Source organism: Rhizobium sp. NLR10b, assembly GCF_019685435.1.
Classification (GTDB): Bacteria; Pseudomonadota; Alphaproteobacteria; order Rhizobiales; family Rhizobiaceae; genus Rhizobium.
Genome location: NZ_JABDWV010000018.1, coordinates 85,027 through 100,869, shown reverse-complemented (window position 1 = coordinate 100,869; position 15,843 = coordinate 85,027). Strand labels below are relative to the sequence as shown.

Below are 15,843 nucleotides of genomic sequence, written 5' to 3'. Positions count from 1 at the left end.
TCAGTTCTGCCGTGCAGAGAGGATGCGCCGCGCTTTTTCGAGGTCGGCGGGAGTATCGACACCGAGCGGAACCGTGTCAACGATCTCGGCATCGATGCGCATGCCGGCCTCCAGTGCCCGCAGCTGCTCCAGCGACTCGCGCTTTTCAAGCGTCGACGGGCCGAGCGACACGAACCGTTCGAGCGCCGCGCGCCGATAGGCATAGAGGCCGATATGATGGTAGAGCGGCCCCTTGCCGTAGGGCGCCGTGGCGCGAGTGAAGTAGAGGCCGCGCAGGCGGGTGTCGGAAATCGGCGAACCGATGACCTTGACGATGTGCGGCGCGGTCTTGTCCTCCTCATTATCGATTTCGATGGTCAGCGTGCCGATATCGACCGCCTCGTTCTCGAGGGGGCGCAAGGCCGCCCGCACTGTTTCCGGCTCGATCGTCGGCAGGTCGCCCTGGACGTTGACGATGAACTTCGCCTTGCCGTCCGGATCGACCTTCGTCAACGCCTCGAAGATGCGGTCCGAGCCGGATTGATGATCCTTGCTGGTCATGACAACTTCGAAGCCGGCGGCGGCCACCGTATCGAACACCTGCGGATCGTCGACGGCGACGACGACCCGGCCGATTTCGGCTTCTCTTGCGCGCATCGCCACCTGCACGACCATCGGCAGTCCGCAAATATCGGCGAGCGGCTTGCCCGGAAGCCGGGTGGAGGCCATCCGTGCCGGAATCAATACGAGCACGTCGTCGAAATTTGAATCACGCATTGTTCGGGCCTTCTATTCCGGGCTGAAAAGTGTCAAAAAGTCTCACGCATAAGACCATTTAGACAGTTGCAACGAACAGTCAAAAGACATAGGTTCCGCGCGATTTCAAGATGGTCCGGTTCTTGTCTGCCGGCTGCAAGGGGAGCATTGCAGATGAATTCATACGTCAATACGGCCGTGGGGGCGCTGCTCGGAACGATTTTCGTTCTGATGTCGGTCTCCATCGCGTCCGAGGGGATCTTCCATTCCGAAGCGCCGGAGAAGGAAGGTTTCGCGATCGTTGCCGAAGAGGCGCCGGCCGCCGGTGGCGAAGCTGCGCCGGCCGCTGCCGTTCCGATCGCGCAGTTGCTCGCTTCTGCAGATGCCAAGGCCGGTGAAGCGGTCTTCAAGAAGTGTCAGGCCTGTCATGACGGCACCAAAGGCGGACCGAACAAGGTCGGTCCGAACCTCTTTGGTGTCGTAGATCGCCCGATCGCCTCGCATGAAGGCTTCGCTTATTCCGCTGCGATGAAGGATTTCTCCAAGGGTAGCAGCGAGAAGTGGACTTTCGAGAACCTCAACAAGTTCCTGCTGGCGCCGAAGAAGGATGTTCCCGGCACCGCAATGGGCTTCGCCGGTCTGGCGAAGGATCAGGATCGCGCCAACGTCATCCTCTACCTGCACACGCTCGCTGATTCGCCGGTGCCGCTGCCGGATCCGAAAACGGCCACGCAGTGAACGGCGGGATGATCGCCTGATTTTCAAAGCCCGGCCCGCGCGCCGGGCTTTTTGCTGCGCGAAGAGCGAGTTTTTGCGCGCGTCGTTATGACAAGACCGCCGCGCATTTCGGGTGACATGCTCAGGCGCCGAGGAAATAGGCCCAGAGCGAGACCGTGATGGCGCCGAGAGCCGTTGTCACCGTGATCGTCGAGGCGGCGAGGCTGTGACCGACGCCGAACCGGTTGGCGATCAGCCAGGCGTTGACGCCTGTCGGCACCGACGAGGTCAGCACGATCGCTGCCGTCCATGCAGGGTTGAGGCCGAGGAGATGGCTCGCCGCCCAGACGCAACCGGGCAGCAGCAGCAGCTTTAAGCTCGAGGTGACGCTGGCAATACCGAAATTGCCGGAGACGCCGTATCTCTCCAGCGCCATCCCGAGCGAGATCAGCGCTGCCGGACCGGCAATGCCGGCGATCTGATTGACGACCGTCGCCAGCGTTGCAGTCATGGTAAGGCCGGAAAGGTGCATGGCCATGCCCGCCGCAAGCCCGATCACCAGCGGATTGCGTATGAGATTGATGGCGATCTGGCGAAGCACGAACATCATGCTGCGGTCGCTTTTGCCGGCGATCTTGCGCTCCGCATGTTCCATCAGCACTGTGCCAGCGACCATCATGACAGGCAGATGCACGGCAAGTAGGATCGACAACGCCACCAGCCCTTCGTCGCCGATGGTCCGCTGAACGAGCGGCAGCCCGATGAAGACGTTGTTGGCGAAGGCTGAGGACACCCCGGCGAGAACGCCGATCCGTTCGTCGCGGCCGAAAAGCCGCGTGGCGGCGATATGCCCGGCCGTCCAGGTGATGGCGACGCCGGAGAAATAGACGATCCAGAGCCGGAAAGGCGAGGCGCCGTGGAAATCCGCTTCGGCGATGGTGCGGAAGAGCAGCAGCGGCACGGCGATCTTGAAGACGAATTCGCTGAGCGCGTCGCCGACATTCGACGTCATCAGGCCGCTGCGAACGATCACCCAGCCGATGAGGATCAGGATGAAGATGGGGAGGACGTCGAGAATGATGGCTGACATGAGGCAGGATGCTCTGCGGGGGAGGGGAGTATCCGACCTCTACAGCATCGGCCCGAAAATCGGAATCGATTTTCGGTAAGTCCGATGCGTAGATTTAAAGAGTGAGAGCGTCCTTTGCATCCGAACGGATGCACGGCGCTCTGGCAGCAAAAGGTTCGAATTGAAAAGGCAAGCGCCGCCCGCTCCGGCGCTCGGCTCTCCGCAAAGCAAAAAAAGCGGGCACAGCCCGCTTTTCCGCTCCGGCCCTGCCGGATATCCCGATCACGAAGCTGCCAGTTCATCCGTGGTCAGCATCGCGCCGGTAAGATCGAAGGGATCATCCCTCGGGCGCCCGGCCGCAACTGAAAGCTGCTCATGCCGGTTTTCCTGCGAGTTTTTGTAGATTTGGAAGATGTCAGCGGCGTGACGAATAAGCGGCACTTTTGCGAAGAAATAGATGCGCCATTCACCATTTGTCCTTCCAAACCGCAGAAATTTCGCTAAGACCGAACCCCGGCTATCACAAATCCGGGACCCCCCATTTCATGACAAGATTCGATGTTCTGACGGTCGGCAACGCAATCGTGGATATCATCGCCCGTTGCAACGACCAGTTCCTCATTGACAACCAGATCACGAAGGCGGCGATGAACCTCATCGACGCCGAACGCGCCGAACTCTTGTATTCGCGCATGGGACCGGCACTGGAAGCCTCCGGCGGCAGCGCCGGCAACACGGCGGCGGGCGTTGCCAACCTCGGCGGTAAGGCCGCCTATTTCGGCAATGTCGCCGCAGATCAGCTCGGAGACATCTTTACCCACGACATCCGCGCCCAGGGCGTCCACTATCAGACGAAGCCGAAGGGCACCTTCCCGCCGACGGCGCGTTCGATGATCTTTGTCACCGAGGATGGCGAGCGTTCGATGAATACCTATCTCGGCGCCTGCGTCGAACTCGGTCCTGAGGATGTCGAGGCCGATGTCGTCGCCAATGCCAAGGTCACCTATTTCGAAGGTTATCTGTGGGATCCGCCGCGCGCCAAGGAGGCGATTCTCGATTGCGCCCGCATCGCCCATCAACACGGCCGGGAAATGTCGATGACACTGTCCGACAGTTTCTGCGTCGACCGATATCGCGGCGAGTTCCTCGATCTGATGCGCTCCGGCAAGGTCGATATCGTCTTTGCCAATCGCCAGGAGGCGCTGTCGCTTTACCAGACCGACGATTTCGAAGAGGCGCTGAACAGGATCGCCGCGGACTGCAAGATCGCCGCCGTGACGATGAGCGAGAACGGCGCCGTCATCCTGAAGGGCCGCGAGCGTTATTACGTCGATGCGATCAGGATTCGGGAAGTTGTTGACACAACGGGCGCCGGCGACCTGTTTGCCTCCGGCTTCCTCTATGGCTACACGCAGGAAAGGTCCCTGGAGGATTGCGGCAAGCTCGGTTGTCTCGCCGCCGGCATTGTCATTCAGCAGATCGGCCCACGCCCGATGACCTCGCTTTCCGACGCCGCCAAACAGGCGGGGCTTATTTGAAGGCCTCGCCGGGATAGGCGCCCCAGATTTCCGACTGCGCCACCCAGCCTGCGGCGCCGTCGGTTTCTGCGTGGCACCAATCGCCGTTGCATTCGCCGATCGTCAGCATCACGCCGGGTTCCAGCTTGGCGACGATCGAGGCGGAGGGCTGCGCCTCGCGGCGCAGGTTGACATAGACGCCCTTGCCCTTCGCCTTCATCCAGGGTGCGGCGATCGCCGCGCGCTGGCCTGACAGCAGCGACTGATTGACCCAGCCTTCAGTGCCGTCGGCATCGCGGATGCGGCGCCAATTGTCGTATTCCTGGATGATTTCCACCGGCAGGCCGGATTTCAGATACATCCACGATACGGCGAAATCCGTTCCGGGGCCGATGCGCAGGTTGACGCGCTTCGATTTCAATGTGACGAAGCGCGGCAACGGCAGGCCGCTCGGCCCTTTGGCCGCCTGCGCATGAGCAAATTCTAAGGTTCCCATGGATGCGGCCAGAGCGATCGCGAGGGCGAGGCAGGACTTCAGGACTTTGCTGCGCATGGAGGCTTCCGTTTGCTCGAATTCGCGGGCAAGCCCGGCCTGCACGCGGTCCGGGCTTTGACATTCCCCGGCTGCACCACGAGTTTTGTTTGTCTTCGCGTGCGGGTCTGGTAGAAATTGCCCGGAACGGGAAAATTATCACCCCTCTTGGTTAAAGACCTCTGAACAAGGCACCGCAGGCAGCCATGACAGCGAAGAAAAAACCGAAGGTCTATATCACCCGCAAGCTGCCGGATGCCGTCGAAACCCGAATGCGGGAGCTGTTCGATGCCGAGCTGAACATCGATGACGCGCCGCGCTCCGTTCCCGAGCTTATCGCCGCTGTCCGGACTGCCGACGTGCTGGTGCCGACGGTCACCGATCGCATCGATGCGGCCCTGATCGAAGAGGCGGGGCCGCAGATGAAGCTTATTGCCAGCTTCTCCAACGGCACCGACCACATCGACGTCGAGGCGGCGGCGCGCAAGGGCATCACCGTCACCAACACGCCGAACGTCCTGACCGAGGACACCGCCGATATGACAATGGCGCTGATTCTCGCGGTTCCGAGGCGGCTCGGCGAAGGGGCGCGGATCCTGACCGACAAGCCGGGCGAGTGGGCCGGCTGGTCTCCCACCTGGATGCTCGGCCGGCGCATTCACGGAAAGCGCATCGGCATCGTCGGCATGGGGCGTATCGGCACGGCGGTGGCCCGCCGCGCCAAGGCTTTTGGTCTTTCGATCCACTATCACAATCGCAAGCGCGTCAATCCAGCCGTCGAGGACGAGTTGGAGGCAACCTATTGGGAAAGCCTCGACCAGATGCTGGCCCGTGTCGACATCGTCTCGATCAACTGCCCCTCGACACCGGCAACCTTTCACCTGATTTCGGCGCGCCGCCTGGCGCTGCTGCAGCCCACCGCCTATCTCGTCAATACAGCGCGCGGTGACGTCGTCGATGAAGCCCAGCTGATCAAATGCCTGAGGGAGGGCAAGATCGCCGGCGCCGGCCTCGACGTGTTCGAGAACGAGCCGGCCGTCAATCCGAAGCTCGTCAAGCTCGCCAATGAGGGCAAGGTCGTGCTGCTGCCGCATATGAGTTCGGCGACGATCGAAGGCCGGATCGACATGGGCGACAAGGTCATCATCAATATCCGCACCTTCATCGACGGCCACAGACCGCCGAACCGGGTGCTGCCGGGCCGGTGAGCTAATTCGGGGAGCGGATTCGGTCGATGCGCGTCAGCGAGTAAGGATCTTCCGCATCTCGACGAAGGTCGTCCTGGCAAAACCAGGATGGGCCTTTTCGGCGCTTCTGGAAAATCCCCAGGCGGCAAAGACGGCGTGATTGTCGGTGAGCTCGATGCGTGTCTCCAGCCGCAAAGCGGCAAAGCCGAGTTCTGCAGCCGTCTCCTCGGCAACTGCGAGCAAACGCCTGCCGAGGCCCTTGCCTTGCGCTGCCGGCAGAACGGCGAGCTTGCCGACATAGAGACAATCGGCCTCCGGCCGCAGAAACAGGCAGCCGGTCAGTTTGCCATCGTCGATGACGACATGGCCGATCTCGGCCTCAGCCTTTGCTGCCAGCGCCTCCGCCGTCAGACTGAGCGCCGAGGACGGCGGATCGATCCTCCCGTTCATCGAAGCGAAGGCCGTGAGGATGAGGGCGAGCAGCTCGTCCCAGCGCGTGAAGCTCCGATCAAGGCGGATAATCGTCATCCGGCCTGCCTTGCGCGGCGGCGCTTGTAGCGCACGGTTTCGAACCGGGCCGAGAGTGCGTCGTAAAGCAGCAGCCGCCCGATCAGCGGCTCGCCGGCGCCGGTGACGAGCTTGATCGCCTCCATCGCCATCATCGTGCCGATGACGCCGGTGAGCGCGCCGATGATGCCGGCTTCGGCGCAGCTGGGGATCAGGCCCGCCGGTGGCGCCTCGGGAAACAGGTCGCGGTAGCCTGGGTTGGGCGCTCCGTCCTCGGCCGTCGCGTAAGGTTTTAGCACCGTCAGCGAACCGTCGAAACGACCGACGGCTCCGGTGACGAGTGGGATACGTGCTTCCTCCGCCGCATCGGCCGCGGCATAACGCGTATCGAAATTGTCGGAGCCGTCGATCAGGAGATCGAAGCCGGACAATTGACGCCGGGCAGTCTCGCGAGAAAAGCGTTCCTCGAAGCGGATGAGCCGCACATGCGGGTTGAGCCTGGCAATGGCCAAGGCGGCGCTTTCGGTTTTCCGCTCGCCGATCGTGCCGGAATCATGGATCACCTGGCGCTGCAGATTGGACAGCGACACCCGGTCATCGTCGACGATGCCGAGCGTGCCGATACCGGCGGCGGCGAGATATTGCAGAATCGGCGCACCGAGCCCGCCGGCGCCGATCACCAGCACGCGGGCGGCCTTGAGTTTCTGCTGGCCTGCGCCGCCGATTTCGGGGAGCAGGATATGGCGTTGATACCGGGCGATTTCATCGGGGCTGAGAGGTTCCATGGCGGCGATGGTAGCATGGCCCCCGACATCGGGAAAAGCGACATCGGGAAAAGCTGTCTCCCTCATCCGAACACCCTTCCGTCCGCAACCGTAAAGAACTGCGCCCTGTCGCCGAGGGCCGAGAACATTCCCCGATCCGTTCCGGTCATGAAGGCCTGACCGCCCAGTCCGTCGATGAGGTCGAACAACGCGGCGCGCCTGTTCTCGTCGAGATGCGCGGCGATTTCGTCGAGCAGCAGGATCGGCGCATGGGCGGTAAGATTGCCGACGAGTCGTGCATGGGCAAGCACCAGGCCGACAAGCAGCGCTTTCTGCTCGCCGGTGGAACAACGCGCCGCCTCCATCGCCTTTTCGTGGTGGTGGACGATGAGGTCAGCCCGGTGCGGTCCCTCCAGCGTGCGCCCCGCGCCGGCATCGCGGTAGCGGCTCTCGGCCAGCATCGCCGCGTAGTCGTCCTCGAGGTCGACCGATGGGCGCGAGAACTGGCCGTCCATGAAGCCCGAGAGCTGCAGTGAGGCCGAGGGGAAAGGCGAGCTCTCCAGTGTTTCCTCGATCAGCCGGCTCAAAAGGCCGAGCATTTCCTGGCGGGCGAGCGCCATGGCAATACCGAGGCTTGCCATCTGTTCTTCGATACCCGCAAGCCAGGAAGGGTCGAAGCGGCTCTCGTCCAGCAGTTTGTTGCGGCTGCGCATGGCACGCTCGAAATCGCTGGCGCGGCGGCCGTGGGCCGGATCGAGCGACAGCACCAGCCGGTCGAGAAAGCGCCGGCGGTCGGAGGAGGCGCCGGTGAAGAGCCCGTCCATCGCCGGTGTCAGCCAGAGAAGACGCAGGTGATCGGTCAACTCGTCGGCGGTTTTTGCCGGGGTGCCGTTGATGCGAAGCCGGCGGGCTGTGGTCTCCTCACCCGCTTCTATGCCGGTTCCGATCTCGACCTCGCCCTCCATGCCATCCAGCGCCGCGAAGATCGAAAAGCCGCCGGCCGCGCCGACGCGGGTAATGTCGCCATAGGCGGCTCGGCGCAGGCCGCGGCCGGGCGAAAGCAGCGAGACCGCCTCCATGAGATTGGTCTTGCCGGCGCCATTGTCTCCGGTCAGCACGGCATGCCGACCATCGAGGCTAAGGCTCGCGGCCGCATAATTGCGGAAGTCCGTCAGCTTCAGACGGGAGAGAGAAACCTTATGCGGCATTGCGTATCCGGGTCCGTGAAGCGTGACAGCTAAGCCGAAGCGGCGCAGATGGCAAGCGCGCAGCTTCGCGCGCGGATCGCGCCCGCTTGACAGGGAGCATCGTAAACACGGTCAATTCCGGAACTTTTCGGTACGGTTTTCTCGAACCCTCGAAAAATACAACCGAATCCGAGGCGTCGAGATTGGCCGTCCTTACCGACGACAGCTGTCGTCGTCGCGCTCCGATCACCTGGATGACAGGGCTTCTGCGGCATTTCTCGGCGTTTGCTGACGTAACGTGACGCCTGCAAAAAGTCGGTTGAATTTTGCAACTACAGGATTGCCTTATCTCGGGAAAACGATATGGTGAACAAAAGGTTCATGTATAAGAGAGTGGTGAAGTGCCAGATCCGGTCGATATCATCGTTGGTCGCAACATCAGACAGCTTCGCGCCATTCGTCGTGTTTCCCAGCTCGAGCTCGGTGAAGCACTCGGACTGACTTTCCAGCAGATCCAGAAATATGAGAAGGGAACGAACCGGGTTTCAGCCAGCAAGCTGCATCAGATCGCGGTTTTTCTCGGCGTCGAGATCGCCGCCCTCTTCGAGGGGACCGATATATCGGAATTCGGCGGACGTATCGAACTCAGCCCTGATGCCTATGCCCTTGCGCTGAGCTACGACAAGCTGAATTCGGCGGCAGGCAAGGAAGCGGTCAAGACAATCCTTACACTGATGAGCGGCGAAGCGGTCGATAGCGCCGCCTGACTCCGCTGAAGCGGTTAGCTGACCTTCGGGAGAAGCAAGACTTCTTCAGACAGGGATGACCTCCGAGCGATGTCGGGGGCTGCCTGTCCCCAGCGGTAGACGCATTTCGCGACGCGTTGGTGAATCAGTGAATCTCGCACCCATGCAACGCCGTTAGCAGGTCGTCCTGCGTCTGGTGGCCGGCGTGGTAGAGGTCGATCGCGATACTGGCGATGGAAAGGCCCTGCTGGCTGCGAAGCTTGATATTGCGCTCGGCACACCATGTGTAAATGGCGCCGGCGAGAACGTCGACATCTTCGGACTGAGAGGAAAAGGCTGGCGCCATGATGAATACTCTTGCTTCGTGGTCCCCGTTAGAGCGCCTGCGTCCAATTGGACGCGCGGGAAACGCTCTGTCGCTCTGAAACTGCGCATCACCCCCCTGACATCGATTCCGAGCTCCTGGGTCATGCGCTGACAGCAGAGATTGGAGTCATTTTAAAAACTTGCAAGCGGCATCATCGGGCTGCGTTAACGCAAGTTCCTGTTCCGAGCGGGCACCGTGTCGATCTGGAACAGATTGCGCGGCAGATCTGGAACAGATCGCCTGGCATGAACTGCCCATGTCCCAAATCAGGATTTGCGGGTGCAAAAAAAGCCGGAGACGTTTCCGTCCCCGGCTTTCGCGATTGCCTATCGATCGACGGCTCAGCCTTCGAAGAATTCCTTCATCCGGGCAAAGAAACCCGTCGACTCCGGATTGTTCTCCTTGGAAGAAATCTGCTCGAATTCCTGCAGCAGTTCGCGCTGACGCTTGGTGAGCTTTTGCGGTGTCTCGATCTGGATCTGGATATAAAGGTCGCCCGTCTGCGCCGAACGCAGCACCGGCATGCCCTTGCCCTTGAGACGGAACTGTTTGCCGGCCTGCGTGCCCTCAGGCACGCTCACCCGCGATTTGGTGCCGTCGAGTGTCGCTACGTCGAAGGTTCCGCCGAGAGCAGCCGTCGTCATCGAGATCGGCACGGCGCAATAGAGGTCGGCTCCGTCACGCTGGTAGAATTCATGCGGCTTCACCGACAGGAAGATATAAAGATCGCCGGCCGGTCCGCCGCGAGCCCCGGCTTCGCCCTCGCCCTGTAGGCGGATGCGCGTGCCGTCCTCGATGCCGGCGGGAATATTGACCGAGAGTGACCGCTCTTCCGTCACCCGGCCCTGGCCGTGGCACTTCGGACACGGATCGGGAATGATCTGGCCACGGCCGTGGCAGGTCGGGCAGGTCCGCTCGATCGAGAAGAAACCCTGCGCCGCGCGCACGCGGCCCGTGCCCTGGCAGGTGCCGCAGTTCTTCGGTTGCGTGCCGGGCTTGGCGCCTGAACCCGAACAGACGTCGCAGGTGATGGAGGTGGGAACGCGGATCTGCGCCGTCTTGCCCGAGAAAGCCTCTTCCAGCGTTATTTCCATATTGTAGCGAAGATCGGCGCCGCGTTCGCGGCCTCCCGACGAGCGCTGGCGCGCCCGTCCGCCGCCCATCATCTCGCCGAAAATATCCTCGAAGATGTCGGAGAAGCCGCCGCCGGCAAAGCCGCCGCCACCGCCGCCCATGCCGCCATGCTCAAAGGCTGCGTGGCCATAACGATCATAGGCTGCCCGCTTCTGCGGGTCCTTGAGCATTTCATAGGCTTCGTTGATTTCCTTGAACTTCCGTTCGGCTTCCTTGTCATCCGGGTTCTTGTCCGGATGATATTTCATCGCCAGCTTTCGGAAGGCGCTCTTCAGCTCTTTCTCGTCCGCCGATTTGGCTACACCCAGAGTTTCGTAAAAGTCCGCTTTTGCCATTAAGGATTAAACCCCGGAAATGGATTTCCGGCTGCCATGGTGAGCAGCCGGATCAGGTGTTGAAGCATAACCACGCCGCCGCGGATTACGCGGACTTCTTGCGGTCGTCGTCCTTGATTTCCTCGTAGTCGGCGTCGACGACATTGTCGCCGCCTTCCGCGGAGGTATCGGCAGCAGCGCCGCCTTCGGCCTGCTGTGCTTCATAGATCGCCTGGCCGAGCTTCATGGAAACTTCCATCAGCGTCTGGGTCTTGGCCTTGATGTCTTCGGCGTCGGCTTCGGTTGCCTCGGTCGAGGACTTCAGCGCGGCGATCGCATCCGAGATGGCGGTGCGGTCGGCTTCGGAGACCTTGTCGCCGTAATCCTTCAGCGACTTTTCCGTGGAGTGGATCAGGCTCTCGGCCTGGTTCTTGGCTTCCACGGTTTCGCGGCGCTTCTTGTCTTCGGCAGCGTGGGATTCGGCATCCTTCACCATCTTTTCGATGTCGGCGTCGGAGAGGCCGCCGGAAGCCTGGATGCGGATCTGCTGTTCCTTGCCGGTGCCCTTGTCCTTGGCCGAAACCTGCACGATGCCGTTGGCGTCGATGTCAAAGGTGACTTCGATCTGCGGCACGCCGCGCGGCGACGGCGGCAGGCCGACGAGGTCGAACTGGCCGAGCAGCTTGTTGTCGGCAGCCATTTCGCGTTCGCCCTGCGAAACGCGGATGGTGACGGCCTGCTGGTTGTCTTCGGCGGTCGAGAAGGTCTGGCTCTTCTTGGTCGGGATTGTCGTGTTGCGTTCGATCAGACGGGTGAAGACGCCGCCGAGTGTCTCAATGCCGAGCGACAACGGGGTGACGTCGAGCAGCAGGACGTCCTTGACGTCGCCCTGCAGAACGCCGGCCTGGATGGCGGCGCCGAGCGCAACCACTTCATCCGGATTGACGCCCTTGTGCGGCTCCTTGCCGAACAGCTGCTTGACGACTTCCTGCACCTTCGGCATGCGGCTCATGCCGCCGACGAGGACCACTTCGTCGATTTCGGCAGCGGTGACGCCGGCATCCTTGAGAGCCGCTTTGCACGGAGCGATCGTGCGCTGGACGAGATCGTCGACCAGGCTCTCGAGCTTGGCGCGGGTCAGCTTCAGCGTCAGGTGCTTCGGACCGGAGGCGTCAGCCGTGATGAACGGCAGGTTGATTTCGGTCTGCTGCGAGGACGACAGTTCGATCTTCGCCTTTTCGGCAGCTTCCTTGAGGCGCTGCAGGGCAAGCTTGTCGTTCTTCAGGTCGATGCCGTTGTCCTTCTTGAATTCGGCAACGAGATATTCGACGAGGCGCATGTCGAAGTCTTCACCGCCGAGGAAGGTATCGCCGTTGGTGGACTTCACTTCGAAGACGCCGTCGCCGATCTCGAGGATCGAAATATCGAAGGTGCCGCCGCCAAGGTCGTAGACGGCGATCGTCTTGCCGTCCTTCTTGTCGAGGCCGTAGGCGAGAGCGGCAGCGGTCGGCTCGTTGATGATGCGCAGCACTTCGAGACCGGCGATCCTGCCGGCATCCTTGGTTGCCTGGCGCTGCGCGTCGTTGAAGTAGGCGGGAACAGTGATGACGGCTTTCTCGACCTTTTCACCGAGATAGGATTCGGCGGTTTCCTTCATCTTCTGAAGGATCATCGCGGAAATCTGTGCGGGCGAGTAGCCCTTGCCATTGGCTTCGACCCAGGCGTCGCCATTGTCGCCCTTGACGATGCTGAAGGGAACGAGATGCTTGTCCTTCTCGACGGTCGGGTCTTCGTAGCGGCGGCCGATCAGGCGCTTGACCGCAAAGAGCGTGTTCGTCGGGTTGGTGACCGCCTGGCGCTTGGCCGGCTGGCCGACGAGGCGCTCGCCATCGTCGGAAAAGGCCACCATGGAAGGGGTCGTGCGCGCACCTTCCGCATTCTCGATGACCTTTGCGTCCTTGCCGTCCATGACTGCGACGCAGGAATTCGTCGTTCCAAGGTCGATACCAATTACTTTTGCCATGTCATTCTCTCCTTGAAGCAAGCTGTCGGAACCCCCAGAAGGCATTTCCCTGACAGCCCCTTACGGGATGGGTCTATTTGAGATTACGCAATCGTGATTGCGGTGATGCGGCGTATATAAGGAGCGGTTTTCTGGACTGCAAGGCGGGAAATAGCCCGGAATCCAGCAAAACGAATGTGTTGCCTTCAATTTTCGCAGCAGCCGCGAAAGAGGCCGCCCGATCCCCCGGAAGCGTGCGATTTCTAGGAAATGTGGCTTGCGCCGGGCATGCAGCACGGAATCTCATTGACCCATGATCAGATCGAGCAGAGTCGTGCGCCGAGGCTGCACCGACGAGGTCGTCTGCGGCCCACCGACATCGCCGGGCGGCACGATGCCGTCGTAGCTTGAACCGTCGCCTTCGGCAACGTCTGCAGGAGGAACAGGGCCGTTTCCGGGGCTTGCCCGCGGTTGCCGGACAGGCGCCTGCGGATAACGCTCGGCATTCTCGCCGCCGCCGAAGACGCCGGAAATGATGCCGCCGATCGTCGTTGGCGGCGGCACTTCGGCCGTGACCGGCTGCCCGCCGTCGGGCGTTGCCTGCGCCATCGGCTGACCGCTGTTCGGATTGTCGATCAGCTGGCCGTTACCGAAGAGCGGTGCCGGCGAAAGACCCTTGTGGGCGGCGATCATGAATTCCTTCCAGGCCTTGGCAGGAAGACCGCCGCCGGTCACCTTTTTCATTGGTTTGCCGTCGTCATTGCCGAACCAGACGCCTGTCGTGAGATTGCTGGTGAAGCCGACGAACAGCGCGTCGCGCGAATTCTGCGTCGTGCCGGTCTTGCCCGCCGCCTGCCAGCCGGGAATCTTAGCACTCTTGCCGGTGCCGTTCTCGATGACGCCCATCATCATCGTATCCATTTGCGCGGCGATCTGCTCGGAAAGCACGCGCGGCGGACTGTCATAAGTATTTTCGTAGAGAACCTTGCCCTCGGCGGTCGTCACCCGGTGGATGACGTGCGGCGTCGCCTTGTAGCCGCCGTTCATGAAGGCGGCATAGGAGGCGGTCAATTCCATCAACGACACTTCGGACGTCCCGAGCGCAATCGAGGCGTTCGGCTGCAGCTCGCTTTCGATCCCGAGCCGGTGGGCGAGCTTGATCACCTGATCCGGCCCGTCATACATCACCAGCTGCGCGGCCACCGTGTTCAGCGACTTGGCGAGCGCGGTCGCCAGCGTCACTTCGCCATTGTATTTCTTTTCGTAATTCTCCGGCGTCCAGTCGCCGATGCGGATCGGCGCGTCGTTGAACACCGAAAAAGGCGTCAGCCCTTTTTCCAGCGCCGCGGTATAGACGAAGGGCTTGAACGAAGATCCCGGTTGACGCTTGGCCTTGACGGCGCGGTTGAACTGGCTCGTCGCATAGTCTCTGCCGCCGACGAGTGCCCGGATCGCCCCGGTGCCGTCGATCGAAACCAGGGCCGCCTGTGAGGCATCGAGCTTGCCGCCCTCCTTGTCGAGCACGTCGACCAGCGACTGCTCGGCCTTCTTCTCCAGCGATTTGTCGATCGTCGTATCGACGATGATGTCTTCCTTGACGTCGCCGATCAGGCCCGGCAGCTCGTCCATGACCATGTCGGCGACGTAATGCCCGGCGCCCGACCAGTAGCTCTTGGCCGAAGCCGGGGTCTGCGACATTGCTGTCTTGACCTCGGAATCGGTGATGAAACCCTGCTCGCGCATGGCCGCGAGCACGAGCTGGGCGCGCGCATTCGCCGCTTCCGCGTCGCGGGCCGGCGAAAGCCGCGACGGCGCCTTGAGCAGGCCTGCCAGCACTGCTGCCTCGCCGAGGTTCACATCCCGCGCCGATTTGTTGAAATAGCGCCTCGACGCTGCCTCGACGCCATAGGCGTTCGATCCGAAGAACACCCGGTTGAGATACATCGCAAGGATCTGGTCCTTGGTATATTTCTGCTCCAGCCACAGCGCGAGCAGAACCTCCTGCACCTTGCGCTCCAGTGTTCTCTCGGGAGAGAGGAAGAGGTTCTTGGCAAGCTGCTGGGTCAGCGTCGAGCCGCCCTGCACCATGTGGCCGGCCGTGAAGTTGGTGACGATCGCCCGGCCGAGGCCGAGCGGATCGACGCCGAAATGCGAATAGAAGCGCCGGTCCTCGATCGCGATGACGGCCTCCGGAATATAGGGCGACATGTTTTCCAGCGACAGCGCCTCGCCGCCGGTGGCGCCGCGATTGGCAATGACGCTGCCGTCGACGGCGGTGATCTTGACGTTCGGCGGCCGCTCGGGAATCGCCCATGTGCTGGCGCTCGGCATGCGCGAGCCGTAGTAGAGGACGAGCCCGGCAATGCCGATGCCGGCCCAGATGAAAAGCACGACGCACCAATAGACCACGCGGCGCAAGAAGCCGAAAAGGCCGCCGCCCTCACGCTCCCGCGGCTCGCGCCGCCGCTGGCGGGCGGCACGCTGCGGCGGCGGCTTGGAGCCGCCGCGGCGCACGGATCCACTTCCGATGACGCGGTCACCGGCGTCGAGCGAAAATTCATCATCTTCGCGGGCCGGGCGGCCGCTGAAGGACGGTTCGATTCTGTCGCCTGATTTGCCTCTGCCTGCCATCGCGGACCGGTCGCATCCCCTGTTCGATCGCGAAGCCCACTTCGCATAACGGCGCCCCTATTACAGCGCCGGGCGTGTCTTTAGACGCGCGAAGGACGCTGTAGCACTTTGAAGTGCTGCATAATTTTTTCCTTAAACTGGTTTCGATTTAAGGAACTATGCAGCGGGCGACGCGATCATCCGAGTGAACTGTAATTGCGGCGATTTAACGGGGTGTTAAAGGCCGACAAGCGCCCGGCGCATTGTCGAAGCCGCATGGTCATGACCAGAGAGATAGGGACGCGTTGCGCCGGCCGAGCAAACAGGATTTCCGGTCTAAGGAATTATGCGGCGAGCGGAACCAATAGGCTCGACGATTGTTTATGGGGAAGCGGGACAGCCCCTCACGTCCCGCGATTGATCGGCCGTCTCCCCTCAACGCGCGCCGATCGACA

14 protein-coding genes are annotated in these 15,843 nt (G+C 61.9%); 4 read left to right on the top strand and 10 right to left on the bottom strand.

The features are described from left to right. Positions 1–756 carry a 3-deoxy-manno-octulosonate cytidylyltransferase gene (locus tag HJB91_RS26060; protein WP_210629640.1) on the bottom strand — a complete coding sequence of 252 codons (756 nt, stop codon included), beginning with the start codon at positions 754–756 and terminating at the stop codon, positions 1–3. A gap of 153 nt (positions 757–909) precedes the next feature. Between HJB91_RS26060 and HJB91_RS26055 the strand changes: the two genes are divergently transcribed. Further along, positions 910–1,473: a cytochrome c family protein gene (locus tag HJB91_RS26055; RefSeq protein ID WP_210629639.1), complete on the top strand. Its 564-nt coding sequence runs from the start codon at positions 910–912 to the stop codon at positions 1,471–1,473. 121 nt (positions 1,474–1,594) lie between these two features. On the opposite strand, the gene HJB91_RS26050 is transcribed toward HJB91_RS26055, so the two are convergent. Continuing rightward, a complete protein-coding gene (locus HJB91_RS26050; RefSeq protein WP_210629638.1) occupies positions 1,595–2,542 on the bottom strand; it encodes an AEC family transporter in 948 nt (315 codons plus the stop codon). A gap of 524 nt (positions 2,543–3,066) precedes the next feature. Here HJB91_RS26050 and HJB91_RS26045 point away from each other — a divergent pair. Then, a complete protein-coding gene (locus tag HJB91_RS26045) occupies positions 3,067–4,059 on the top strand; it encodes an adenosine kinase (protein ID WP_221156104.1) in 993 nt (330 codons plus the stop codon). On the opposite strand, the gene HJB91_RS26040 is transcribed toward HJB91_RS26045, so the two are convergent. Next, complete coding sequence (locus tag HJB91_RS26040) at positions 4,052–4,591, bottom strand: SH3 domain-containing protein (RefSeq protein WP_210629636.1); 540 nt, start codon at positions 4,589–4,591, stop codon at positions 4,052–4,054. The genes HJB91_RS26045 and HJB91_RS26040 overlap by 8 nt on opposite strands. Positions 4,592–4,776: 185 nt before the next feature. On the opposite strand from HJB91_RS26040, the gene HJB91_RS26035 reads away from it, so the two are divergent. Continuing rightward, on the top strand, positions 4,777–5,778 hold the full coding sequence (locus HJB91_RS26035; protein WP_210629635.1) for a D-glycerate dehydrogenase: 1,002 nt from the start codon (positions 4,777–4,779) through the stop codon (positions 5,776–5,778). A gap of 33 nt (positions 5,779–5,811) precedes the next feature. On the opposite strand, the gene HJB91_RS26030 is transcribed toward HJB91_RS26035, so the two are convergent. The 3 genes from HJB91_RS26030 to recF are packed head-to-tail and all read right to left on the bottom strand — an operon-like array spanning position 5,812 to position 8,236. Continuing rightward, positions 5,812–6,285: a GNAT family N-acetyltransferase gene (locus tag HJB91_RS26030; RefSeq protein ID WP_210629634.1), complete on the bottom strand. Its 474-nt coding sequence runs from the start codon at positions 6,283–6,285 to the stop codon at positions 5,812–5,814. After that, positions 6,282–7,115, bottom strand: a complete 834-nt coding sequence (locus tag HJB91_RS26025) for a molybdopterin-synthase adenylyltransferase MoeB (protein WP_405048799.1) — start codon at positions 7,113–7,115, stop codon at positions 6,282–6,284. The genes HJB91_RS26030 and HJB91_RS26025 overlap by 4 nt, the downstream gene beginning before the upstream one ends. Then, entirely contained in the window at positions 7,112–8,236 is a 1,125-nt protein-coding gene (gene recF, locus HJB91_RS26020; protein ID WP_221156103.1) for a DNA replication/repair protein RecF, read from the bottom strand. Before recF ends, HJB91_RS26025 begins: the two co-directional genes overlap by 4 nt. A 380-nt stretch (positions 8,237–8,616) precedes the next feature. Between recF and HJB91_RS26015 the strand changes: the two genes are divergently transcribed. Beyond that, complete coding sequence (locus tag HJB91_RS26015) at positions 8,617–8,982, top strand: helix-turn-helix domain-containing protein (protein WP_210629632.1); 366 nt, start codon at positions 8,617–8,619, stop codon at positions 8,980–8,982. A gap of 124 nt (positions 8,983–9,106) precedes the next feature. On the opposite strand, the gene HJB91_RS26010 is transcribed toward HJB91_RS26015, so the two are convergent. The 4 genes from HJB91_RS26010 to HJB91_RS25995 all read right to left on the bottom strand — a co-directional run bounded on the left by HJB91_RS26010 (position 9,107) and on the right by HJB91_RS25995 (position 15,409). Then, a complete protein-coding gene (locus HJB91_RS26010) occupies positions 9,107–9,307 on the bottom strand; it encodes a hypothetical protein (RefSeq protein ID WP_085776534.1) in 201 nt (66 codons plus the stop codon). A 362-nt stretch (positions 9,308–9,669) separates the two neighbouring features. After that, the gene (gene dnaJ, locus HJB91_RS26005; protein ID WP_221147667.1) at positions 9,670–10,797 is read right to left on the bottom strand and encodes a molecular chaperone DnaJ; all 1,128 of its coding nucleotides are present in this window, start codon (positions 10,795–10,797) and stop codon (positions 9,670–9,672) included. Positions 10,798–10,882: 85 nt separating this feature from the next. Further along, complete coding sequence (dnaK, locus tag HJB91_RS26000) at positions 10,883–12,799, bottom strand: molecular chaperone DnaK (protein WP_221147668.1); 1,917 nt, start codon at positions 12,797–12,799, stop codon at positions 10,883–10,885. Positions 12,800–13,081: 282 nt separating this feature from the next. Beyond that, complete coding sequence (locus HJB91_RS25995) at positions 13,082–15,409, bottom strand: transglycosylase domain-containing protein (RefSeq protein WP_221156102.1); 2,328 nt, start codon at positions 15,407–15,409, stop codon at positions 13,082–13,084. Between the last annotated feature and the right edge of the window lie 434 nt (positions 15,410–15,843).